This is a genomic window from Micromonospora sp. ATA51 (genome assembly GCF_016802855.1).
GTDB classification, from domain to species: Bacteria; Actinomycetota; Actinomycetes; order Mycobacteriales; family Micromonosporaceae; genus Micromonospora; species Micromonospora sicca.
The window spans coordinates 1-22,426 of record NZ_JAEVHJ010000088.1 but is presented as its reverse complement, the minus strand read 5'-3'; the positions used below and the strand labels follow the sequence as shown (position 1 = coordinate 22,426).

Sequence of the window (22,426 nt, the reverse complement as noted above, 5' to 3'; positions counted from 1 at the left end):
GACGAACCAGGCGGCGTCCGCCACGACAGACCCGCCACGATCCGGCTCTACAAGCTCAGCCACCAAACTCCATGATCAACTTAGGCTACGCGGCATTGGGACAAGGACGTGGAGATCCTTGCCCTGCGCCATCAGATCACGATGCTGGAGCGCCAACTGGGCAAGGAGAAAGTGCGCTTCGACGCGAGCGATCGGGCGTTCCTGGCGGTCCTGCTGCACCGGCTGCCGCGCGACGTGCTGCGGCGGTTGCGGTTGCTAGTGCGCCCCGACACGGTGCTGCGCTGGCATCGCGATCTGCTGGCCCGCCGGCACGCAGCTGCCTCCCGGCCCAAGCGCCCGGGCCGGCCGCGCACGGTTCGTTCCATCCGTGCCCTGGTGCTGCGCCTGGCTCGGAAAAATCCCAGCTGGGGCTACCGGCGTCTGCACGGCGAACTGCTGGTGCTGGGGGTAAAAATGGCCGCGTCGACCGTGTGGGAGATCTTGCAGGAGGCCGGGATCGACCCGGCGCCCGAGCGGGCGGCCAGTACCTGGGCCGACTTCCTGCGCTCCCAAGCCGACGCCCTGCTGGCCTGCGACTTCCTGGAAACGATCACCCTCACCGGGACACGGATGTACGTGTTCGCGGCGATCGAGCACGCCAGCCGCAGGATCCGGATCCTGGGAGCCACCGCGCACCCGACCGCCTCCTGGGTGGTGCAAGCCGCGAAGAACCTCATCATGGACCTCGAGGACACCGGCTGCCGGGCACGCTTCATAATCCGCGACCGCGACGGCAAGTTCCCCGAGATGTTCGACGCCATCCTCGCCGACGCGGGCATCGACGTCGTACTCAGCGGCATCCAGATGCCAAGAATGAATTCAATCATGGAACGCTGGGTACAGACCTGCCGTCGCGAACTACTGGACCGCACCTTGATCCGGGGCCAGCGGCACCTGCTCCACGCGCTGCGCGAGTTCGAACAGTTCTACAACGGACACCGCCCGCATCAGGGCATCGCCAACGCCCGCCCGCTGTACCCGTTGCCGGCGCTGGTCGCCGATCCGAACAAGATAACCCGCCTCGACATACGACGACGCGATCGCCTCGGCGGCATCCTCTACGAGTACCGACATGCCGCCTGACCTGCGCGGACGAGGTTTCCGGCAAGGGCAGGGCTTCCTAGCTGCAAATATTTACGGTGGGCGATATTGGGATCGAACCAGTGACCTCTTCGGTGTGAAACGGGACGCCACAGCGCCTTTGAGCAGCCAAAACGTCGAACCGCAGGTCCGGGCCATTGCCGTTCAGAGCAGTTCAACGCTGTTGAGTGCAGTTGCGCGCCGTTCAGTGCACCCTGCTGCTCCCAATCCGCTCCCCCATCCTTGAGCCGGCCCGGTAGCGCGCCGGCCGCAAACACGGGGCCCTCAGCGCCCTGCTAGACGGTCGAGAAGGTTAGTGCCCGACTCGCCGGGACTACCTCAGGCTCCCATTCTGGATGACTGTCCGACGTTCGGGGCCCGCCCAAAGCACCGACGGCTCGTCGAAGGGATTTCCGTCTAGGATCACGAGGTCGGCCGTAGCACCGACCTCGACGCGGCCGAGATCCTCACGGCAGATGATCTCGGCGTTGACCGAGGTCGCAGAGCGCAGTGCCGCCAGCGGCCCTTCGACCTCGACCTGGAGTCGAAGCCCGGTGAGTTGCTCGTCCTCGAGCACACCCATCAGGTCGCTTCCGAAGCCTATCGGTACGCCCGCGGCCCGGGCGCACTCGATCGCCCGCCGGCCGGCGTCCAGTACCTCGCGGTTCTTGGCCTGGGAGATCGGAGCGAGTCCGAGTTCCTCGCCGCGACGGTCCATCGCGTCATACGCCGCCAGGGTGGGCACGAGGAACGCACCGTGCTCGGCCATCAGCTTGGCCGTGGGCGCGTCAAGGAGGTTGCCGTGTTCGATGGTGCGCACACCGTTCTCCACGGCGTGGGCGATCGCCTCCGGCGAATAGGCGTGCGCGGCGACGTAACTGCCGCGACGGGTCGCCTCGTCGGTCACCGCGCGGATCTCCTCCGGCGAGTACTGCGGGATGCGGATCGGGTCGGTTAGTGAGACGACTCCGCCCGAAGCCATGATCTTGGTGGCGTGGACGCCCCGCCGGAAGCGGTCGCGTACCGCACGGCGCAGGGCGTCTACTCCGTCCACGATCTCCGCGATGTGGCTCCCGCACGCGCACAGGTCCAGGTCGCCCGGGCGGGAATCGCCGTGCCCGCCGGTCTGCGACAGCGCGGGGCCGGTGTATAGGTACCTCGGCGACGCGATGAGGCCCTGCGCGATGGCCTTGGCCAGGCCAGGATCTCCTCCAGCCACGTCACGTACGGTGGTGAACCCCCGTCCGAGTGCGGACGCGAGGCGTCGGGCGCCGGCCAGCGCGACGTAACTGAGCGGGCTGGACTCCAACGTGAGCAGGTCCAGGTCGGTGCCGTAGGCGTGGAAATGCGCGTCGATGAGGCCTGGGATGACGGTACCGCCACGCGCGTCGACCACCCGCTCGGCCGGCTGCCGTGCCCCGCCGATGTCGACGATGGTTCCGTCGACGACGTGGATCGGTCCGTCGGTCAACTCGGCCGACACCCCGTCGAAGATGGCCGCGTTGACGATGGTCAGGCTGCCGGGGGAGGTCATCCGACCGGCTCCGCGCTCCGCAGCCGTGCGGTGGCGAGGAGGTCCACCTCGAACGTGTCCGGGTGCACCAGGACACCGTACTCGCGGGCCGCCGCCGCCCGGGGGCCTGCGGCGGCAACCGTCAGGGGCACCCGCGGATGCTGGACACAGCCGGGGATCTGCCGCGCGTCGACGGCGCTGAAACGCTCTCCCCTGACCGTGGTGACGTGGTGGGTGAGCAGATGGTCGAGCAGGCCGATCCATTCGGCGAACCGCTCGGTCCGTTCACGGCGATCCCGTGAAACATCCCCCAGAACCGTCGCGTCCGGGCCTTCGGTGCCCGCGCCCACCCCGACGTCGAGCCGCCCACCGCTGATCCGGTCGAGCGTCATGATCTCTTTCGCGAACGTGACCGGATGCCGGAAGTTCGGCGTCGCCACCCGGGTACCCAACCGCACCCGAGTGGTGGCAACCGCGGCGGCGGCCAGCAGCGGAACACTGGCGTACCACGGCCGCTCCTTCAGCGCCGGCCAGCTCAGGTGGTCGTAGGTCCACACCGTACGCAAGCCGGCGCTCTCGGCGTGGACATCAGCGATGAAGGCAGCGGGTGGATCCCGGTCGGGAAGGACAAGCGCCGACAGGGCGAGCAATTGTTTCCTCCGTTCGATCACATGGCATCGCGGTCGCCGGGCGCCGTGCCCGGGGGCAGGACGACCAGCGAACGCGCGGAGCGAGCATCGGCGACAAACATCGCCGGGGTGCTCTGATGAACCGACCCTCGTCGTGACAACCGGTCGCGAACAAGAGCGCGCCGACAGCGCCGGCCGGTCGGGAGGTATCCGGCCGACTCGCGGTTATCGGCGTCGGGGTTCCTCGTCCCGACCTGCCCAACTGCCGCGCACGTGACCGATGTGCGCCTTCATCAACCGTTCCAGGCCCGAGCGGTCCTTCGCCGCGATGAGGTCGAGCATCTGAATGTGTTCCAACGCCGAGGTGCCCAGCTCGCCGCTCTCGGCGAGCCGGGTGAGCCCGAACAGCCGGGACCGGGCCCTCAGCTCGCCGACCAGCGAGACCAGGTGCGCATTGCCCATCAGTGACAGAAGTTCCAGATGGAAACGGCGGTCGTGCTCGATGTATGCGATGAGGTCCCTCTCCTGCGCCACGTCGACGATCCGCTGCGCCATCGGCCGTAGCCGCGCCAGGTCGTCAGCGGTCGCGATGTCGATCGCCTTGACGGTCGCGGGCACCTCGATCAGTTGCCGTATCTCCGTGATGTTGTCCAGTTCCTGGTCGGACAACTCGGTGACCCGGAAACCCTTGTTGCGCACGGTCTCGACGAGGCCTTCCTTGACCAGGTCGAGCATCGCCTCCCGGACCGGGGTGGGCGACACACCGAACTGCGCGGCGAGGGTCGGCGCGGAATAGACCTCGCCGGGTCGCATCTGGCCGGCAACGAGCGCGGCACGCAGGGCGTGGGCAACCCGGCCACGCACGCTGGGCCGCTCCTCCAAAAACGGCAGGTCCAACGACTCGGTCATGATGCACCTTCCTGCGGCCGCACATGAGATGCGGAAGTATCGAACACGGCTGACGCGACAACCAGATCTTCCCAGGCCATGCCGACGCTTTTGAAGAGGCTCGGCCCGGCGGTGGCGGTCTCGCCGCCTACCAACGCGGCCAGGCCCACCAACCCCGTCCGGGCCACCGCACCTTCGGCCATCGCCATGATGACGTCGCCCGCCTCCGCGCATGCCGAGGCAACCGATTCGACCACGACCACGCTGCGCCGGACCGTCTCGGTATCCACCTCGCGCGCGGTGGGCTCATGAGAGCCGCACGCAACCACCACGGCGTGATCGGCCAGCAGTCGACCGTCGAAGAGCGGCTCACGCGCCGTGGTGCAACAGGCGATGACATCGGCACCGGCCACCGCCGCGGCGGTCCCCGGTGCGGCGTCGAGGCCGAGTCCGCGCAGACGCTCCACGAATGCTCTCGTGCGATGCCCGTCTCTGCCCACGACACTCACCCGGCTGATCGGACGAACCGCACGCACCGCTTCCACGTGACCCCATGCCTGCGGTCCCGTTCCGAAGAGTACGAGATGGTTCGCCTGCGGCACTGCCAGTCGGTCCACGGCCACGGCGGATACCGCCGGCGTGCGGAGGTTGGTCAGTTCGGTGCCGTCGAGCAGCGCGATCGGCGTCAGCGTCGCTCCATCCATCAGCACGTAGACGGCTTGGATGCGGGGCAGCCCGATACGGGGATTTCCCGGCGCGGCGGTGGCGAGCTTGACCCCCACCCGACCTCCAACCTCGGCCGGCATCGACAGCACCTGTCCCGCAGTGAAGTCCGAGATACTGCGCGCTGCCGCCTGGTCGGGGTCGAGCCCGGCCACCAGCGCGGCCACGATCACGTCGATCGCGGCCGCCATCGGCAGCGCCCGCCGGATGGCGGTCGCGTCGATCATCGGCAGAGAAATCACCGCTGAGTCTCATTCGGTTGTCCCCGAGGCCGGCGCGGCCGGTCGCTGGTACTCATGCGCGGACGGGGGCAGCGGCGGTGACGGTGTGCAGGGAAGTGTAGAACTCCTGCGCCGCCTTGCCTTGCTCCCGCGGGCCTAGGCTGGAATCGCGTTCCCCGCCGAACGGAAGGTAGAAGTCAACGCCGGTCGTTGGAGCGTTGATCTTGATCTGGCCGGCCGCCGACCCGTCGGCAAACCGCAGCGCGGCGTCCAGGTCGGCGGTGAACACCGAGGCAGCCAGCCCGTACCGCACGTTGTTGGCCGCCTCCAGCGCGTCGGCGACGCTATCGACCTGAGTCAACGCGCAGATTGGCCCGAACACCTCCTCCCGCAGGAGCAGGTGATCGACCGGCAGGTTGTCGACGATCGTCGGCGCGACGAACCAGCCCGCGCCCGTACCTGCACGGCCGCCGGTGAGCACCCGACCGCCAGCGGCCGCGCCGCCGAGGCTCGCGTCGAGCACCCGGTCCCGCGCCCCCTGCTCGATGACCGGTCCGACGGTGGTGGTGGGATCGGCGGGGTCACCGCAGACCAGGGCTTCCGTCGCGGCGACCAGCGCGTCGGCGAACCGCGCCGCGTCACCGACCACGATCACTCTCTTGGTGGCGGTGCACTTCTGCCCTGCGTAGCCAAAGGCGGCGTAGGCGACCTGTCGCGCGACGGCTTCGACGTCGACGTCGGGCAACACGACGGACGGGTTCTGGCCGCCCATCTCGCACTGCACCGGGACGCCGCGGGCGGCGGCGGCTGACGCGACGATCGAGCCGACCGCCGCGGACCCGGTGAAGGAGACCACGTCACTCGCCTCGATGACCGCCTGCCCGGCCTCGGCGTCGCCCGGCAGCACGGCGAGCAGCCCCTCGGGCAGATGCGGCGTGAGCAGTTCAGCAAGTCGCAACGCGGAGGCCGTGGCCTGCGGTGCCGGCTTGAGCAGAACGCCGTTGCCGAAGGCCAGTGCCGGCGCGGCCTTCCACAGCGGGATCGCCAGCGGAAAATTCCACGGTGTGACCAGGCCGGTCAGTCCCCGCGGGCGACGCCGGGTGTAGGCCAGCCCCGCCCCGCTGCTCGACTCGTGCACTGCGCCGACCGGGTCGAACACCTGCTGGGCGTAGTACCGCAGGATGGCCACGGAACGGGCCACCTCCCCGCGCGCCTCGGCGACCGGCTTGCCCACCTCACGGACCGCCAGCGCGGTCAACCCGTCGGCCGCGGCCGCCACCGCGTCCGCCGCCGCATGTAGCGCGTTCGCCCGCTCGGCGGGAGTCGCGGCAGCCCATCCGCGCTGCGCGTCACGGGCGAGCCGGGCGGCCTTCGCGACATCGCCAGCGGTCGCCTCGGCCACCGACACGACGACGTCGTCTGGCTTCTGCGGAGATGCGGACTGCACGATGGACACGATGAACTCCAAACGTTGATGACAGCAGGCGTCGGCTACAGCAGGAAGCCGGCGGGGAACGGGTCGGTGGAGTCGAGGAAGTACTGGGCGGTGCCGGTGATCCAGGCCCGCCCAGTGACCGCCGGCAGCACCGCCGGCCGGTCGCCGATCATGGTCTGACCGAGCAGCCGGCCGATGAACCGGCTGCCGATGACCGACTCGTTGACGAAGTCGGTGTCCAGCGGCAGCTCGCCCCGCGCGTGCAGCTGGGCCATTCTCGCCGAGGTGCCCGTGCCACACGGTGAGCGGTCGAACCAGCCGGGATAGATCGCCATCGCGTGCCGCGAGTGTCGGGCGTCCGATCCGGGTGCAGCCAGGTAGACGTGATGGCAGCCGGCGATCTCCGGGTTTTCCGGATGCACCGGGTTCAGCTGCTCGGTGACCGCGTCCATGATGGCCAGACCTGCGTCCAGCATCCGCTGGCGGACTTTGGCATCCCCGGGCGTGAACGCGATGTCGAGCTGGTCCAGCCCGAGGATGGCGTAGAAGTTGCCGCCGAACGCGAGGTCGAGGGTGACCGGGCCCAGGCCCGGCACCTCGACCGTCGCGTCCATCTCGTGCGCGTAGGACGCGACATTGCGCAGCGTCACCGACTCGGCGTGCCCGTCGCGGACCGCCACCTCGGCGACGACCAGCCCGGCGGGGGTGTCGAGCCGGATCTCGGTGACCGGTTCGGTGACCGTCACCATGCCCGTCTCTACCAGCACCGTGGCCACCCCGATGGTGCCATGTCCGCACATCGGGAGGCACCCACTCACCTCGATGTACAACACGCCCCAGTCGGCGTCCGGGCGGGTCGGCGGCTGCAGGATGGCCCCGCTCATCGCCGAGTGCCCGCGCGGCTCGTACATCAGCAGCGTGCGGATGTGGTCGAGGTTGTCGAGGAAATACTGGCGGCGTTCGAACATCGAGTTGCCGGGGATGGCACCGACGCCGCCGGTGATCACCCGGGTCGGCATGCCCTCGGTGTGCGAGTCGACGGCGTGGAAGACATGTGTGCTGCGCATTGACTACTGCCCTTCCGCTACCGGCATCCGGCAGCGACCGCCTTCTCGGTGGCCTCTCGAACGATGCGTTCCTGCTCGTCGGTCAGCGGCGCTCGCGGTGGCCGGCACGGCCCGCCGTAGCGCCCGACGATGTCCATCGACAGCTTGATCGCCTGCACGAACTCGGTCTTCGAGTCCCAACGCAGAAGCGGGTGCAGCAGACGGTAAAGCGGCAGCGCCGTGGCCAGGTCGCCCGCGGCGACGGCGTTGAACATCTGCACGCAGGAACGCGGCAACGCGTTAGGGTATCCGGAGATCCATCCGGGGGCCCCGGCGAGGACCAGTTCCAGGGTGACGTCGTCGGAACCGGCGAGAACATCCAGGTCCGGCGCCAGCTCGGCGATCTGGTAGAGCCGGCGGACGTCACCGGTGAACTCCTTGACGCCCACGATGAGACCCTCCCCGTGCAGCCGCGCGAGCAGAGCCGGCGTCAGGTCAACCTTGGTGTCGATCGGGTTGTTGTAGGCCACCACCGGTACGCCGGCATTGGCGACCTCCCGGTAGTGCTCGATGACAGCACGCTCGTCGGCGCGGTACGCGTTCGGTGGCAGGAGCATCACCGTGGCGCAGCCGGCCTCTGCGGCGTCCTCTGCCCACCGCCGCGCTTCGGCGCGCCGTAGGCGGCGACGCCGGGCATCACGGTGAAGCCGTCCGGCGCCGCGTCCACGGCCGCACGCACGACCGAACGGCGCTCGCTATCGGTCAGGGTCTGGTACTCCCCCAGCGATCCGTTCGGGGTCACGCCGTCGCACCCCTCGGCGGCCAGCCACCGGACGTGCTCGGCGTAACGGTCGAGGTCGACCCCGAGCCGGTCGTCCATCGGTAGCGCCGTGGCCACCAGCACGCCGTGCCAGGGCTTCTGTCGCGCTTGCATAGTTGCTCCCATCGTTGATGTTGAGGGCCCGACAGTCGTCGCGGGCGGGCCTCAGTCCCCGTTGTTGTCGTGTCGGTCGCGCGCCGAGGCTGCCGCGGCGCGCGCCGGTGGGCGGAACGTCTGTATCGGCTGTTGCGCCGTGGATTCGAGAAATCGCAGCAACGTCGCTGTGCTGAAGCCGGTGGCGCCGAGGCCTCCGTGACGGTCGCTCCACGCAGGGCCGGCGATGTCCAGGTGTGCCCAGGCCGTCTGCAGCGGGACGAATCGCGAGAGGAACAGGGCAGCGGTGATCGCTCGCCCGTATTTGGTGCCGGGGAAGTTCTTCAGGTCCGCGATCTCGGAGCGCACCTGGTCGGCGTAGCGCTCGTCGAGCGGGAGCCGCCACACCGGCTCGCCCGCCTTGTCGGCCGCGCCCAGCACTCGGTCAGCGAGGTCGTCGTCATTGCTGAACAGGCCCGCGACGGCGGGCCCAAGGGCCACGACACAGGACTCGGTCAACGTCGCGACGTCGATGATGACGTCGGGGGCCTCCTGCGCCGCCAACGTCAGCGCGTCGCAGAGCAGCACCCGCCCTTCGAAGTCGGTGTTGAGCACTTCGACGGTCAGGCCGCTGCGGGTTTCGACCGTGGATTTCCTGACACGGGCACCTCACTAGGTTGTGGGGGATGTCGACGACCTCGACGGATTCTTACCCCGGGCCCCCTCGACTGGAGTATCAGTACAATGTCACACTACAACGGCTTGGTCAATGACGTCGAGACGTCGCCACCACAGGAGCAGTACATGGCCGAACCCCCGGACAGGCCCCTCGCCGGCAGCAGCCACGAGCTCCCCGTCCCGCCCGCTCTAACGGCCTGTGCGCGCACGGACCGCGAGATCCGCCCGCACCCCGCGACCGGCGCCCTCGAGGTCATCACCGAACAGGCCCTCACGCCATGACGACAACCGCGAGCGCCGACCTCGTCGTGATCGGCGCCGGGATCGTCGGGGCGGCGTGCGCCTACTACGCGGCACGCGAGGGCCTGTCGGTCACCGTCATCGAGCGCGGGCCGATCGTCAGCGGCACGACCGGCGCCGGCGAGGGGAACATTCTCGTCTCCGACAAGGAACCGGGCCCCGAACTCGACCTCGCGCTGCTGTCCAACCGCCAATGGCGCGAACTCTCCGACCTACCCCTGGATGGGCGGACGTTCGGCTCCGCGGTGGAGCTGGAATTCAAGGGTGGACTCGTGGTCGCCTCGAGCGACACGATTCTGAACAGCCTGGAGCGACTGGCGAGGGAGCAACGGGCGTTCGGCATAGAGGCCGTCGCCGTACCCCGCCACGAATTACGCGAGCATGAACCGCACCTCGCCGACGACCTCGCCGGCGGCTGCCTGTACCCCCAGGACCTGCAGGTACAACCGATGCTCGCCGCGGCGCACCTGCTCCGGCTGGCCCGCCTGTCCGGCACCAGCGTGCTGCCCCACGAACCGGTGACCGGTTACCTGCGCCGCGGGGACCGGGTCACCGGTGTCCGCACGCCGCGACGCGAGATCTCCGCCGGTGCCGTCCTCAACGCGACCGGCACATGGGCGGGGGAACTCGCCGGTCTCGCCGGGGTCCGGGTGCCGGTGGCGCCGCGCCGGGGATTCATCCTGGTCACCGAGCCACTGCCCCCGCTGATCCGGCGCAAGGTGTACTTCGCCGACTACGTCGCCGACGTGGCCAGCGACTCCGCCGCCCTGCAGACCTCCACGGTCGTTGAGGGAACCCGCGCGGGCACGGTGCTGATCGGCGCCAGCCGGGAACGGGTGGGCTTCGACCGTACGATCTCTCTACCCGCTCTTCGGCAGCTCGCCGCCGGTGCCGTAGGGCTGTTTCCCATGCTCGGCGACGTCGCGGTGATGCGCGCCTACCGCGGATTCCGGCCCTACTGCCCCGACCACCTCCCGGTGATCGGGCCGGACCCGCGCGCCCCTGGCCTCTACCACGCATGCGGGCACGAGGGAGCCGGGATCGGGCTTTCCCTTGGTACTGGCCGGCTCATCGCGCAGACGCTGATCGGTGCCCCGCCCGACATCGACCTGCATCCGTTCCGGCCCGACCGATTTGGTACGGAGGTTGCCGCGTGACCACTCCCTCCCAGTTCGAGATCTCCTTTGACAGCACGCCCATCCCGTGCCGAGAGGGCTGGACGGTTGGTGCGGCCCTTACGGCCGCCGGCATCCGGTCCTGGCGAACCACACGCCAGGGCCAGCGCGCCCGTGGCTTGTTCTGCGGCATAGGCATCTGCTTCGACTGCCTGGTCACCGTCAACGGACAACCTTCGCTGCGGGCCTGCCTCGTGCCAGCTCAACCGGGTGACCAGGTGCGCACCCAGGAAGGAACCGGGCGGTGAACCAGGACGCGTTCGATGTCGCGGTCGTCGGAGCCGGACCCGCCGGCCTCGCGGCGGCGCTGGCTGCGGCCGAGTCGGGAGTGACCGTGGCGCTCATCGACGCCGGAGTTGGCCCCGGCGGACAGTACTGGCGGTCGCCGGCCCCCGGCGCTGGCACGTTCAAGCCGAATACGCTGCACCATTCGTGGCGCCGTTTCACCGACACCACGACCAGGTTGAGCGCACTGGCGTCGGCCGGGAGGGCCGTCCGCTTCGCCGGACATCACGTCTGGTCGATCGCGCAGGCCGATGACCGGTGGTCGCTGCACTGCAACGTCGGCGCGGAACCCCGCCAGCGTGATGCGCAGCCGCCGGTCACCATCCACGCGCGCCGACTCGTCCTCGCCACCGGCGCGTACGACAGGCAACTGCCGTTCCCCGGCTGGGACCTACCTGGTGTCATGACAGCCGGTGGGGTGCAATCGCTGCTGAAGGGCCACCTTGTCGTCGCTGGCGAGACGGTGGTGGTAGCCGGAACCGGCCCATTCCTCCTCCCGGTCGCCGTCGGCCTCGCCCGCTACGGCGCCCGGGTCGCAGCGGTCATCGAAGCGAACACGCCTCTCGCGTTCACCCGCTCGCCCCGGGCGGTATTCGGCGCGATCAACAAGCTGGGCGAGGCGGCGACGTACGGCGTGGCACTCCTCCGGCACCGTGTCGCCGTTCGACACCGGCACGCCGTCATTCGAGCCTTCGGGAACGATCGGCTGGAGGGTGTAGTCGTCGCCCGGCTCGATAGGGACGGACGACCGCTGGCAGATACGGAACGATCTGTGGCCTGCGATCTGCTCGCCGTCGGCTGGGGTTTCACCCCGCAGTTGGAGCTGCATCTGCAACTCGGCTGCGCGACCCGGATGGACGTCGACTCAAGTCTGATCGTCGACGTCGATGACAACCAGCAGACGACCGTCGAGGGAGTCTGGGCCGCTGGGGAATCCACCGGCGTCGGCGGGGCCGACCTCGCGTCGGTCGAAGGCATGATCGCCGGGTACGCCGTCGCCCGGTCGCTCGACGCCACTCCCGTCCGAAACGACGTGCCGCTGAGAAGGCGGCGGGGGGCGCTGCGCGAATTCGCGACGGTCATGCACCGGGTCTACTCCATTCCGGACGCGCTGCTCGACGATGTCGACGACGAGACCCTGGTGTGCCGATGCGAGGAGGTTACCGCCGGCAGCCTCCGGCGGGCGGTAGACGAATTGGGCGCGACTGACCCCCGTACCGTCAAACTGCTCGTCCGCCCCGGTATGGGCTGGTGCCAGGGCCGCGTGTGCGGCTTCGCGACGGTATGCCTGACCGCTCGACACACTGGACGTGCTGCCGTTGACTCGGACATGCGGGCATTCGCGGACCGTCCGATCGCCACGCCCACTCCCCTCGGCAGCCTCGCCAGATTGGCCGACGACTGACTCGAAAATCGGTCAGTGAGGGGGCAGGCGGTAGCGCCCGGCGAAGCGGAGAGGAGCGGGGCTTCGGCGTCGTTGGTGGTGTCAGACTGCGACGGATAGGTCCGGGCTGGGGTTGAGGGTGACCTTCTGGCCGGTGAGGTGTTCAAGTTGGCGGAGGCGGGGCCTCATCCTGCGGAGTCTTGCCAGGCCGGACCGGCCCACGTACCGCGGACATGTCCGATGTGCTGACGAATCAGGCTAGCAGTGGAACGAGCGCGGAGAACACCTCGGATGAGGTCGTCAGCAACAGGCCGCAGCCGACGGCCGCTCCGGCGACCGCCGTCGCTGACAGCGCCGCCCCCAGCTCCCGTTGCCCGGCAAGCTCCGTGCGGTAGCCGATCGTCCCGCCGAGATATCCGGGCCACAGCGCGACCGTGTTCGTGACGTTGGCCGTGACGCTCGGATAGCCGGCGGCGAGCAGCGTGGGGAAGGAGATGAGGGATCCGCCGCCCGCTACCGCGTTGACCCCTCCGCCGAGGAAGCCGGCGGCGGCGAGCATCAGGGCATCAGTGAGAGTCACCGGGGGCGCTCAGCGTCCGACCGCGTAGCCCTGGCCGCCGCGCGGATTCGCGGCCGCCTTGAACCAGCCTCCCTCGCGCGCGACCGCGCTGAGCCGACCCAGCGACCACCCGTCGACCACGCGTACCTCATGCCCTCGCCGTCGCAGCTCCGCGATGACCGCGGGGTCCACTCGCTCCTCCACGTACACGTGTCCCGGCTCGGCGTCGCGTGGATAGAACGAGCTCGGCACGTGCGTCGAATGGAAAGCTGGGGCGTCGATCGCCTCCTGGAGGCCCATCCGGCCATGCACCACGTTGAGAAAGAGGTGTAGAGACCACTGGTCCTGTTGATCGCCACCCGGCGTACCGAACGCCATCCACGGCCGTCCGTCACGGAGCGCGAAGGACGGGGTCAGGGTCGTGCGGGGACGGGCACCGCCACGCAGAGTCGCTGGCAGCCCCTCCTCCAGCCAGAACATCTGGCCTCGGGTGCTCAGGCAGAATCCCAGGCTCGGGATGGTCGGCGAGCTCTGCAGCCACCCGCCGCTCGGGGTAGCCGAGATCATCATGCCGTTGCGGTCGACCACGTCCAGGTGACACGTGTCCCCGCGGGTTTCCCCGTCCGCTGCGATGGTCGGCTCGCCTACCCCCGCCGCACTGTGGGACGAGGATGACGAGCGTGGGTACGCGGGCAGCCGTGCCGTTCGCCCGGCAGGGCTTCCCGGGCGGAGCTCGAACGATGCGCTCTCACCTATCAGGTCTCGCCGCTCGTCGGCGTACGCCGCGCTCAGCAGTTCCCGCAGCGGGACGTCGGTGAACCGTGGGTCGCCGTACCACGCCTCACGGTCCGCGAAGGCCAGCTTGCCGCACTCCGCAATGGCGTGAATCCAGTCGGCCGACAGCGGAGCCATGCCGTCCAGGTCGTAGCCGGCCAGCAGGGCGAGCTGCTGGAGGAAGACGGGCCCCTGACCCCATGGACCGGTCTTGCAGACGGTGTAACCGTGATAGTCGAAGGTGGTGGGCGGCTCGAGGGTGGGTTCCCAGGCGGCCAGGTCGTCGGCACTCAACAGCCCGCCGTGCCGGCGACCCGAGGTGTCCATCACCTCGGCCCGTGCGCAGTACGCGCCGATCGCCTCGGCCACGAAGCCGCGGTACCACGCGTCGCGCGCCGCCCGGATCTGCACCTCGCGGCGGCCTCCGGCCGCCTCACCCTCCGCCACGATCCTGCGGTAGGTCTGGGCCAGCACCGGGTTGGCGAACGACTCACCGGCGCGCGGCACCCTACCCCCGGGCAGCCATGTCGCCGCCGACGTGGGCCATTCGGCGCGGAAGAATTCCTCGACGGTCGTCAACGCCTCCGATACGCGACCGAGCAGCGGGTGCCCCTTCTCGGCGTAATGGATCGCGGGCTCCAGCACCTCGCGCAGGCGCCACGACCCCCACCGCTCGAGCAGGAGCAGCCACGCGCCGAACGCCCCGGGCACGACGGCGGGCAGCAGGCCGGTACCGGGCACGAGGTCCAGGCCCAGCCCCACAAACCGGCTGGCGCTCGCCGCGGCCGGTGCCACCCCCTGCCCGCAGATGACCGACACCTCCCCGGTCTCCTCCGACCAGAGCAGGATCGGCACCTCGCCGCCGGGCCCGTTGAGGTGAGGCTCGACGACCTGCAGGACGAATCCGGCCGCGACCGCCGCGTCGGCCGCGTTGCCTCCGCGCTCGAGCACACTCATGCCCGTCGCCGAGGCCAGCCAATGCGTGCTGGCGACCATGCCGAAGTCGCCGACGAGTTCAGGACGGGTGGTGAACACTGGTGACCTCTCCCTGTGACGCGTCGGGTCCGCCGTCCTCCGGCGTCACGAGGTGGCAGGCGACGGGGTGCTCCGCCGAGGTCACCCCGACCAACGGCGGGACCTCGGTGGAGCAACGCGGCACCGCCACAGGACACCGCGTGTGGAACGGACAACCCGGCGGCGGCGCCGACGGGCTCGGTACGTCACCGGTGAGCACAATCCTGCTCGATCTGCGGCTGCTCGCGGGGTCCGCCACCGGAGCCGCCGAGAGCAGGGCCTGGGTGTAGGGATGCTGGGGATCCTTGAACAGGTCCGCACGCGACGCCGTCTCCACGATGCGTCCCAGGTACATCACGGCGACGCGATCGCTGATGAACTCCACGACGGACAGGTCGTGGGTGATGAACAGGCAGGAGAATCCCATGTCCCGCTGCAGGTCCAGGAGCAGGTTCACGATGGATGCCTGCACCGAGACGTCGAGGGCGGACACCGGCTCGTCGGCGACGACCAGCCGCGGTCCCAGGATCAGGGCGCGGGCCAGCGCGACGCGCTGCCGCTGCCCACCGGAGAGCTCGTGCGGGTAGCGTAGGCGCATCTGCTGGCGCAACCCGACCCGCTCGAGCATCTCCCCCACGCGCCCGTCGCGCTCCCGGCGCGTGCCCTCACCGTGCTGGCGCAGCGGCTCCCCGACGATCTCCCCGACCGACATGCGCGGGTTCAGGGAAGAGTACGGATCCTGGAACACAATGTGCACGTCGCGCCGCAGCGGTCGCATCTCGCGCCGGCTGAGCGAGGAGATGTCCCGGCCCAGCAGGCGCATCGTCCCGGCGGTAGGTACGGTGAGACGGACCACGCACTTGCCGATCGTCGACTTGCCGCTGCCGGATTCACCGACCAGACCAAGCACCTCTCCGGCGCCGATGGTCAGGTCGACGCCGTCGACGGCGCGGACCACGTGCCGGCCACCGTGCAACCTCGACCCGCTGTGGTAGTGCTTCTTCAGGCCGGTGACCTCAAGGACTGCGGAGTCATCATCACCGTGCACTGTGACCTCCCGGTCCAGGGTGATAGCAGGCCACCAGGTGGCCGTCGGCAACTTCGCCCAGCGGCGGGCGTTCGAGGGTGCAGGCGCTCGTCGCTCGCGGGCAGCGGGAGTGGAACTGGCACTCGTCGGGGTCGGATGTCGGCGGGGGCACCATGCCCGGGATCTCGGTCAGCCGGCGCCTGCCCCCCTGGGTAACCGCCCGGGCGGGCAGCGCCCCGAGGAGCCCGACCGTGTAGGGGTGCTGCGGCCGGCTGAAGATCGCCTGGACCGGGGCCTGTTCGACCCGACGACCGGAGTACATGACAACCACCCGATCGGCGACGTCCGCGACAACACCGAGGTCGTGGGTGATAAGAATGACCGCGGTGCCGAGGCTGTCCCGGAGGTTTTGAATGACGTCCAGGACCCCCGCCTGCACCGTCACGTCGAGGGCGGTCGTCGGCTCGTCGGCGAGGAGCACCTTGGGTTGGCACGCTACCGCTATGGCGATCATGACGCGTTGCCGCATCCCGCCGGAGAGCTGGTGCGGAAAGGACTGCACCCGCCGCCGCGGGTCCGGGATCCCCACGAGCTCCAGCAGGTCGATCGCCCGAGCCGTGGCCTGCCGCCGGGACAGGCCCTCGTGCCGGCGCAGCACCTCACCGATCTGGTGCCCCACCGTGTACGCCGGGTTGAGCGACGTCATCGGCTCCTGGAAGACGACCGAGATCTCCTTGCCCCTGATCTCCTGCATCTGCCGCTCGGACAGGGCGGCGAGGTCGACGCCGTTGAGCCGGACGGAGCCGCCGAGGGTGAGGTCATCCCCGGACAGCAGGCGCGGGATCGACATGGCGGTCACGGACTTGCCACACCCCGACTCCCCCACCAGCGCCAGGATCTCGCCCGCCTCGAGCGTGAACGAGACGTCCTTGACGGCGATGACCGCGCCGTCCTCCGTGGCGAACTCCACGCGCAGGTGCTCCACCTCGAGCAGGCTCAACGTCCACTCCTTGGATCGAGTACGTCGCGCAGACCGTCGCCGAGCAGGTTGAACCCGAGGGTGACGAGGGCGATGGCGAGGCCGGGGAAGAGCGCGAGCAGCGGTGCCTGGGCAAGGTACGGCTGGGCATGGGTGAGCATGACTCCCCACGAGGGTGTCGGTGGCTGGACACCCAGACCCAGGAAACTCAGGGTGGCTTCCCCGATGATGGCTGCGGGAATCGCCACCGTCGCCTGGACGATCAGCGCGTTGAGCGAATTGGGCAGCACGTAGCGGGCGATGATCGCGGCGTCGCGCGTCCCGTCGGCGATGGCTCCGGCCAGGAAGTCCTGCTCCCGGAGCATGAGCGCCTCGCCGCGGGCGATGCGCAGCACGGCGGGGAACTGCGCCACCGCCAGGGCGATGATGACGTTGCGCAGCGAGGCACCGAGGATGGCGGCGAGCCCGACGGCGAAGATCAGGAAGGGGAACGCCAGCATGACGTCGTTGAGCCGCATGATGATCGGATCGACCCAACCACGGTAGAACCCCGCGACAAGTCCGACGGGCACCCCGACGAGCATCGCCAGCGCGGTCGAGCAGACCCCGGCGAGCAGCGATACCCGCGCGCCTCCCGCTATCCGAGCGAACACGTCGCGCCCCAGATCGTCCGTGCCCATGGGATGGGCGAAGGACGGACCCTGCAGGACCGCATCGAAGTGCTGTTCGCTGGGATCGCCGGCGACCAGCGGACCCATGAGGGCGAGCAGCAGGAACAGAAGCACGAAGGCGAGCCCGATGATGGCCATCCGGCGGCGCAGGAACCGCTGGCGCAGCCGTCGCCAGCGCCGTGCCGGCTCGAGCACGGCGGCTTCCGGTGAACCGGCCTCCGCCGCGCCGGCGATGGTCGGCGGGTTGAAAGGATTGCTCATTCCGATGCTCCCGACAGGCGGAGGCGGGGATTCAGGTACGCGTAGGTGATGTCGACGAGCAGGTTCACCACCACGTAGCCGGTCACCGTGACCAATACGGCGCCCTGGATGACCGGGTAGTTGCGGGACAGCACGGCATCGACGGTGAGCTTGCCGAATCCCGGGATCACGAAGATCTGCTCGGTCACCACCGCCCCGCTGATGAGCGCGCCCAGCTGCAGGCCGAGCACGGTGACCACCGTGGTCAGGCTGTTGCGCAACCCGTGGCGTATTTCGCGGCTCCGGCTGAGCCCCTTCGACCGCGCCGTGCGCACGTAGTCGGCGGACAGCTGGCCCAGCAGCGCCGACCGGGTCTGGCGCATGATGACGGCCGAGAGCCCGGTGCCGAGCACGAGTGCCGGTAGCACCATTCGGCGAACGTTCTCCACCGGATCCTCACCCAGGCCTACGAAGCCGGAGGCGGGCAGCACCCGCAGCTTGACGGCGAAGACGAGGATCGCGATCAGACCGAGCCAGAAATGCGGCACCGAGAGCCCGAACAGACCGAGCCCGGTCGCGACGTAGTCGGTCGATCGACCGCGCCGCACCGCCGAGGCGATACCCGCCGAGACGCCGATGGCCAGGCCCACGAGAATGGCCAGGGAGGTCAGCTCCAGCGTGACGGGCAGGCGCTCGACCAGGATGTCGGCGACCGGGATGCGGTCCTTGGTGGAGATCCCCAGGTTTCCCTGGAACGTCTGTGCGACGTAGTTCGCGTACTGCACGGGCAGCGGGGCGTCCAGGCCGAACTGCTCCCGTATCGCGGCGATGGTCGCGGCATCCGGGCTCTCGCCCGCTAGCACCAGTGCCGGGTCGCCGGGGAGCGCCCGGATGCCGAGGAAGACCATGATGCTGGCCAGGAACAGCACGATCAGCGAGGCGAGCGAACGCCGGAGAATGAATTGACCCATTTACGTCGGTGTCTCCCTCGGTTAAAACCGTGGTCCGTCAGCCGGTGAACGCGGCTGTCTTGAACCGCGCGATTCCGTCGCCGGGGTACACGACGCCCGTGAGTTTCGAGGACAGCCCGAGGAACCAGCGCTCGTGGTAGAGGTAGATGATCGAACGCAGCTGCGCGTTGCGGGCCAACGCCTCCGTGTAGATCTTCTGGCGCTCGGCGTCGTCGCTCGCCTGCGCCCCGCGCTTGATCAGGTCGTCAAACGCGGGGTCGCTCAGCCCGCCGAAGTTGTTCGACCCGCCGGTGCCGACCAGGTCGCCCAGATTGCCGTCAGGGTCGATGCGCCCGGACCACCCGATGAGGAACGCGTCGAAGTCACCGGCGCGCGCCGCGGCGAGCGAGGAGACGAACTCCGACTGGCGGATCCGCACGTCGAAGCCGACCTTCTTCGCCATCGACTGGATGACCTCGGCGAGTTTCTGGTCGGCGGGCCGTGCCGGCACGAGCAGATTCACCGGGATTGGCAGCTTCTCGCCGGATGCCTCGACAATCTGCCGTGCCCTCTCCGGGTCGTACGGCGTGCACTTGGCGTCGGCGGGCCGGAACCGGCTCTGCAACGGCAACGGGAGGCAATCCACGGCGTTCTGCCCGGCGAACACCACCTTGTTCATGGCATCGCGGTCCAGGCTCAGCTCCAGCGCCTCGCGCAGCTGCGGGGAGCGGCCGAGAGGGGTGTTGACCCGGCCGGCCGGCGCGGCGGTGCCGGCCACGTTGCCGACATTGATGGAAAGCCCCTGGTAGCCGATGGCGCTGATGTCGCGCAGCGTGACGTCCGGGTTGGACTTGAGCTGCAGGGCATCGGTGGGCGCCAGGCGCTCCGCCGCCTGGACGTCTCCGGACTGGAGGTTCGCGGCGCGGACGTTCGGGTCGGAGACGATCCGATAGGTCACGCCGCTTAGGTGCACCTTGTCCGCGTCGTAGTAGTTCGTCGACTTGGTGAAGCGGATCTCGCTGCCCGAGGTGCGGCTCTCGAACTTGAACGGGCCGACGCAGACCGGGCTGGTGCCAAACTTGTCCCCAAGCTTCTTCAGCGCCGTTGGCGACATGATGAGTCCAGCCCGGTCGGCGAGCTGGGCGCCGAGCGGGCTGAACGGGCGGGAGAGCGTGATCTGCACCGTCGCCGGATCCAGTGCCGTCACCGTCTTCACGGCTGCGAGCTCCTTCACCCGCGCCGACCCCTTCAGCGTCCGGTGCCGGTCAAGCGAGATCTTCACCGCCTCGGCGTCGAAGGGGGTGCCGTCATTGAAGGTGACGCCCTTGCGCAGGGGGATGGTCACGGTGAGAGCGTCGGCGGACACCTTTGGCAGTTCCGCAGCGAGCTGAGGGACGAGATTGAGTTTGTCGTCGGCGTCGTAGAGCTTCTCGCAGAAGCTCGTGAAGACGACCCGGGCGACGAAGGTGTTGGCCAGCGTGGGATCCAGCACGTCGGGCTCGTCCGAGAGGGCGAAGACGACCGTCCCGCCGGTCTTCACCGTACCGTCCCCGGCCCCGCCGGAACCACCGCCGGGTGTGGAGCAGGCCGCGGCGGGCAGTGCGAGGGACAGCGCGAGGGGGAGAGACAGCAACCGTAGGCGCATGGGGGCTCCAAGGGGTAGGACGACGCGGGCTGCCAGTAGTTCGTCGACTGTATACAGTATGTCACACGGCACTGGGCGGATAAGGTAACGAATGCGTAACGAGCGCGACGTCCCTAGTGCTCAGTGCCTGTGCGTAGCTTCGCAATCGCGGCGAGGAAGGACTCCTGCGCCGCCGCGACGTGGCTGCGCGCGGCGGCCTCGGCGGCGTCCTCGTCGCCGGACGTGATCGCCTCCAGCACGGCTGCGTGCTCCCGCCACGAGTGCGGGGCCCGCTTGGCGGCCGTCCGCAGGAAGACCCACTGAGCACGCTGCAGCACCGGCGCGGCGACGAGCTCGAGGTAGGCGTTGCCGGCCGCCTGCGCCACCGTCACGTGGAACGCGGTGTTGAGGGACGCCACCTGATCCAGGTCATTCGCCTCGTGCTGGCGCGCGCCTGCGCCAGCACCTCCTCGAGCCGGCGCAGCCCGTCCGGGTTGCGCTTACGCGCCGCGATCCGCGCCGCCACCCCCTCTACGGCGAGGCGCAGATCGAAGAGCTCCTGCGCCTCCTCGGCGGTGAGTAGCGAGACGGTCGCCCCTCGGCGCGGGAGGACCTCGACCAAGCCCTCGGCGGCCAGCACACGCAGCGCCTCGCGTACCGGATTGCGCGACACGCCGAAGGTGGCCGCCAGCGCCTCCTCGACCAGGCGCTGACCGGGAGCCAATGCTCCAGACAGGATACGGCTGCGCAGTTCGGCGCAGACCGCCTCGGCGAGGGACTGGTGGCTCTCCCCCAGTCGCTGGATCCGCGGCATACTCATCCCGCATTCTGTATACGGACTTCGTCGGTGACACCCTCGTGCTGTGGCACGAGCCGCCCGCCCATACGACACAGGGAGCGCCCATGCGTTTGAGCCGCGACCGGCACCATCTGAGCTGGGACTCCCGGATCGAACCCGCGGCGTACATCGAGTCCGGGCAGGAGCTCGAGGTCGAGCTCGCCAACTCCTCCGGCGGGCAGCTGCACCCGGGTTCGCGAGACGCCGACCTACTCGCCCTCGACTTCACCCGGGTCAATCCCGTCACGGGGCCGATCTACGTGCGCGGCGCGGCTCCGGGGGACGGGCTCAAGGTCACCATCCTCGACATCGCCCTCGAGGACTGGGGATGGACTGCCAACATCCCGGGCTTCGGGCTACTCGCCGAGGATTTTCCCGACCCGCGACTCGTGCTCTCCCGTGTGCGTGGCGACGAGGTCGAGGTCGACATCGGCGCGTGCCTCCCGCTGACGCCCATGATCGGCACCCTCGGCGTGGCCCACGCGACTCCCGGCCCGCACTCGCTCGTGCCCCCCACCCGGTTCGGGGGGAACATGGACATCCGCCACCTCTCCCGCGGCTCCACCGTCCTTTTGCCGGTCGCGGTCGAGGGTGCGCTGTTGTCCCTCGGTGACACCCACGCGGCCATGGGCGACGGGGAGGTCTGCGGCACAGGGGTCGAGACCGCGTCGGTCGTCCGACTCTCGGTCGAGGTAGTGCCGGGCGCCGCTCCGCCGTTCCCGGTGCTCCAGGCGCGGCCCGGGCACCGTTCCGGAGACGCGCTCGTCACCACCGGGATCGGACCGGACCTGCAACGCTGCGCCCGGGACGCGACCCGCGGGATGGTCGACATCGTGGTCGCCCGCACCGGCATCGCCCCGGTCGACGCCTACCTGCTCTGCAGCCTGACCGGCGACCTCGTCATCTCCGAGATCGTCGACGTGCCGCACTGGGTGGTGACCATGCACCTTCCCCTACCGGTCCTCGGCACGCTCGCCAGGCGGCCCGCCTGATCCGTCCCGTAGGTGTCGGGGCGGTGCCGATGCCCCTATGTTTGTCAAGCTGTTCGGGGAAACTCGGTGGTGGGGTTGAGCTGTCGGATCAGGTTGTAGATTTCGCGGGCGACGTAGCGTTTGACGCAGCGGATGGCTTAGCGGCGGGTGAGGCCTTGGGCGGTGCGTCGGTCGAGGTAGTCGCGGGTGCGTTGGTCGCAGCGTGATCGGGTCAGGGCGATGCGGTAGAGGGCGGCGTTGCGCGGGGGTCTGTCATTCCTGAAGGAGTGGGGCCGTGTCAACCCTTTTTGGTCGGACTGCTGCGACCGGTTTGTGCTGATTCCCGGCTCGGTGCAGGCAAACGCCGGTAAGGGGTCGGGGTCAAGGCTCGACCGGAGGTCGACCGCGTCAGCGGCTTGGTCTTGACGCCGATCCCGTGCGGCGCAGAATCGGTGCGCCGGGAGACACAC

20 protein-coding genes and 2 pseudogenes are annotated in these 22,426 nt (G+C 69.4%); 5 read left to right on the top strand and 17 right to left on the bottom strand.

Annotation, left to right across the window (positions count from 1 at the left end; all coding sequences use genetic code 11):
• The first annotated feature begins 108 nt into the window (after positions 1-108).
• The gene (locus JNW87_RS40675; RefSeq protein WP_236647687.1) at positions 109-1,122 is read left to right on the top strand and encodes an integrase core domain-containing protein; all 1,014 of its coding nucleotides are present in this window, start codon (positions 109-111) and stop codon (positions 1,120-1,122) included.
• 331 nt (positions 1,123-1,453) lie between these two features.
• Here JNW87_RS40675 and JNW87_RS15995 read toward each other — a convergent pair whose 3' ends face one another.
• The 9 genes and pseudogenes from JNW87_RS15995 to JNW87_RS15960 all read right to left on the bottom strand — a co-directional run.
• Positions 1,454-2,653 (bottom strand): amidohydrolase family protein, encoded by a 1,200-nt coding sequence (locus JNW87_RS15995; protein WP_109801500.1) that lies wholly within the window; start codon positions 2,651-2,653, stop codon positions 1,454-1,456.
• Complete coding sequence (locus JNW87_RS15990; RefSeq protein WP_109801501.1) at positions 2,650-3,282, bottom strand: LLM class flavin-dependent oxidoreductase; 633 nt, start codon at positions 3,280-3,282, stop codon at positions 2,650-2,652. Before JNW87_RS15990 ends, JNW87_RS15995 begins: the two co-directional genes overlap by 4 nt.
• Before the next feature lie 204 nt (positions 3,283-3,486).
• A complete protein-coding gene (locus JNW87_RS15985; protein WP_109801502.1) occupies positions 3,487-4,170 on the bottom strand; it encodes a GntR family transcriptional regulator in 684 nt (227 codons plus the stop codon).
• A complete protein-coding gene (locus JNW87_RS15980; protein WP_236647688.1) occupies positions 4,167-5,114 on the bottom strand; it encodes an ornithine cyclodeaminase family protein in 948 nt (315 codons plus the stop codon). The genes JNW87_RS15985 and JNW87_RS15980 overlap by 4 nt, the downstream gene beginning before the upstream one ends.
• 52 nt (positions 5,115-5,166) lie before the next feature.
• Positions 5,167-6,549 carry an aldehyde dehydrogenase gene (locus tag JNW87_RS15975; RefSeq protein ID WP_201749585.1) on the bottom strand — a complete coding sequence of 461 codons (1,383 nt, stop codon included), beginning with the start codon at positions 6,547-6,549 and terminating at the stop codon, positions 5,167-5,169.
• A gap of 35 nt (positions 6,550-6,584) precedes the next feature.
• Entirely contained in the window at positions 6,585-7,595 is a 1,011-nt protein-coding gene (locus tag JNW87_RS15970; RefSeq protein WP_109801505.1) for a proline racemase family protein, read from the bottom strand.
• Between the two features lie 17 nt (positions 7,596-7,612).
• Positions 7,613-8,191, bottom strand: coding sequence for a dihydrodipicolinate synthase family protein (locus tag JNW87_RS15965; RefSeq protein ID WP_255543940.1), 579 nt, complete (start codon positions 8,189-8,191; stop codon positions 7,613-7,615).
• Entirely contained in the window at positions 8,191-8,508 is a 318-nt protein-coding gene (locus JNW87_RS39545; RefSeq protein WP_255543939.1) for a dihydrodipicolinate synthase family protein, read from the bottom strand. Before JNW87_RS39545 ends, JNW87_RS15965 begins: the two co-directional genes overlap by 1 nt.
• A 51-nt stretch (positions 8,509-8,559) precedes the next feature.
• A pseudogene (locus tag JNW87_RS15960) lies at positions 8,560-9,120 on the bottom strand (hypothetical protein); the annotation flags it as partial.
• 323 nt (positions 9,121-9,443) lie between these two features.
• On the opposite strand from JNW87_RS15960, the gene JNW87_RS15955 reads away from it, so the two are divergent.
• The 3 genes from JNW87_RS15955 to JNW87_RS40670 are packed head-to-tail and all read left to right on the top strand — an operon-like array spanning position 9,444 to position 12,330.
• Positions 9,444-10,622 (top strand): FAD-binding oxidoreductase, encoded by a 1,179-nt coding sequence (locus JNW87_RS15955; RefSeq protein WP_109801509.1) that lies wholly within the window; start codon positions 9,444-9,446, stop codon positions 10,620-10,622.
• Entirely contained in the window at positions 10,619-10,888 is a 270-nt protein-coding gene (locus JNW87_RS15950) for a (2Fe-2S)-binding protein (protein ID WP_201749595.1), read from the top strand. Before JNW87_RS15955 ends, JNW87_RS15950 begins: the two co-directional genes overlap by 4 nt.
• Positions 10,885-12,330: an NAD(P)/FAD-dependent oxidoreductase gene (locus JNW87_RS40670; protein ID WP_109801510.1), complete on the top strand. Its 1,446-nt coding sequence runs from the start codon at positions 10,885-10,887 to the stop codon at positions 12,328-12,330. Before JNW87_RS15950 ends, JNW87_RS40670 begins: the two co-directional genes overlap by 4 nt.
• A 232-nt stretch (positions 12,331-12,562) precedes the next feature.
• Here JNW87_RS40670 and JNW87_RS15940 read toward each other — a convergent pair whose 3' ends face one another.
• The 8 genes and pseudogenes from JNW87_RS15940 to JNW87_RS41515 form a co-directional block, all read right to left on the bottom strand.
• Positions 12,563-12,868, bottom strand: coding sequence for a TSUP family transporter (locus JNW87_RS15940; RefSeq protein ID WP_109801511.1), 306 nt, complete (start codon positions 12,866-12,868; stop codon positions 12,563-12,565).
• Positions 12,869-12,898: 30 nt separating this feature from the next.
• The gene (locus JNW87_RS15935) at positions 12,899-14,677 is read right to left on the bottom strand and encodes a gamma-glutamyltransferase family protein (RefSeq protein WP_236647690.1); all 1,779 of its coding nucleotides are present in this window, start codon (positions 14,675-14,677) and stop codon (positions 12,899-12,901) included.
• Positions 14,658-15,704 (bottom strand): ABC transporter ATP-binding protein, encoded by a 1,047-nt coding sequence (locus JNW87_RS15930; RefSeq protein WP_109801512.1) that lies wholly within the window; start codon positions 15,702-15,704, stop codon positions 14,658-14,660. Before JNW87_RS15930 ends, JNW87_RS15935 begins: the two co-directional genes overlap by 20 nt.
• Positions 15,694-16,683, bottom strand: coding sequence for an ABC transporter ATP-binding protein (locus JNW87_RS15925; protein WP_109801513.1), 990 nt, complete (start codon positions 16,681-16,683; stop codon positions 15,694-15,696). The genes JNW87_RS15930 and JNW87_RS15925 overlap by 11 nt, the downstream gene beginning before the upstream one ends.
• Complete coding sequence (locus tag JNW87_RS15920) at positions 16,680-17,528, bottom strand: ABC transporter permease (RefSeq protein ID WP_238453946.1); 849 nt, start codon at positions 17,526-17,528, stop codon at positions 16,680-16,682. Before JNW87_RS15920 ends, JNW87_RS15925 begins: the two co-directional genes overlap by 4 nt.
• Before the next feature lie 62 nt (positions 17,529-17,590).
• Positions 17,591-18,544 (bottom strand): ABC transporter permease, encoded by a 954-nt coding sequence (locus JNW87_RS15915; protein ID WP_109801515.1) that lies wholly within the window; start codon positions 18,542-18,544, stop codon positions 17,591-17,593.
• A gap of 37 nt (positions 18,545-18,581) precedes the next feature.
• On the bottom strand, positions 18,582-20,063 hold the full coding sequence (locus tag JNW87_RS15910) for an ABC transporter substrate-binding protein (protein ID WP_161557812.1): 1,482 nt from the start codon (positions 20,061-20,063) through the stop codon (positions 18,582-18,584).
• A gap of 218 nt (positions 20,064-20,281) precedes the next feature.
• Positions 20,282-20,961 (bottom strand): annotated as a pseudogene (locus JNW87_RS41515) (GntR family transcriptional regulator).
• A gap of 89 nt (positions 20,962-21,050) precedes the next feature.
• Here JNW87_RS41515 and JNW87_RS15895 point away from each other — a divergent pair.
• A complete protein-coding gene (locus tag JNW87_RS15895; RefSeq protein WP_109801519.1) occupies positions 21,051-21,977 on the top strand; it encodes an acetamidase/formamidase family protein in 927 nt (308 codons plus the stop codon).
• The last annotated feature ends 449 nt before the right edge of the window (positions 21,978-22,426 follow it).

Excerpts from the sequence above, each read along its gene's own strand:
- JNW87_RS15895 (WP_109801519.1), top strand. The coding sequence starts at position 21,051 with ATGCGTTTGAGCCGCGACCGGCACCATCTGAGCTGGGACTCCCGGATC.
- JNW87_RS39545 (WP_255543939.1), bottom strand. The coding sequence starts at position 8,508 with ATGCAAGCGCGACAGAAGCCCTGGCACGGCGTGCTGGTGGCCACGGCG.
- JNW87_RS15970 (WP_109801505.1), bottom strand. The coding sequence starts at position 7,595 with ATGCGCAGCACACATGTCTTCCACGCCGTCGACTCGCACACCGAGGGC.
- JNW87_RS15915 (WP_109801515.1), bottom strand. The coding sequence starts at position 18,544 with ATGGGTCAATTCATTCTCCGGCGTTCGCTCGCCTCGCTGATCGTGCTG.
- JNW87_RS15995 (WP_109801500.1), bottom strand. The coding sequence starts at position 2,653 with ATGACCTCCCCCGGCAGCCTGACCATCGTCAACGCGGCCATCTTCGAC.
- JNW87_RS15985 (WP_109801502.1), bottom strand. The coding sequence starts at position 4,170 with ATGACCGAGTCGTTGGACCTGCCGTTTTTGGAGGAGCGGCCCAGCGTG.
- JNW87_RS15940 (WP_109801511.1), bottom strand. The coding sequence starts at position 12,868 with ATGCTCGCCGCCGCCGGCTTCCTCGGCGGAGGGGTCAACGCGGTAGCG.
- JNW87_RS15955 (WP_109801509.1), top strand. The coding sequence starts at position 9,444 with ATGACGACAACCGCGAGCGCCGACCTCGTCGTGATCGGCGCCGGGATC.
- JNW87_RS15965 (WP_255543940.1), bottom strand. The coding sequence starts at position 8,191 with ATGCTCCTGCCACCGAACGCGTACCGCGCCGACGAGCGTGCTGTCATC.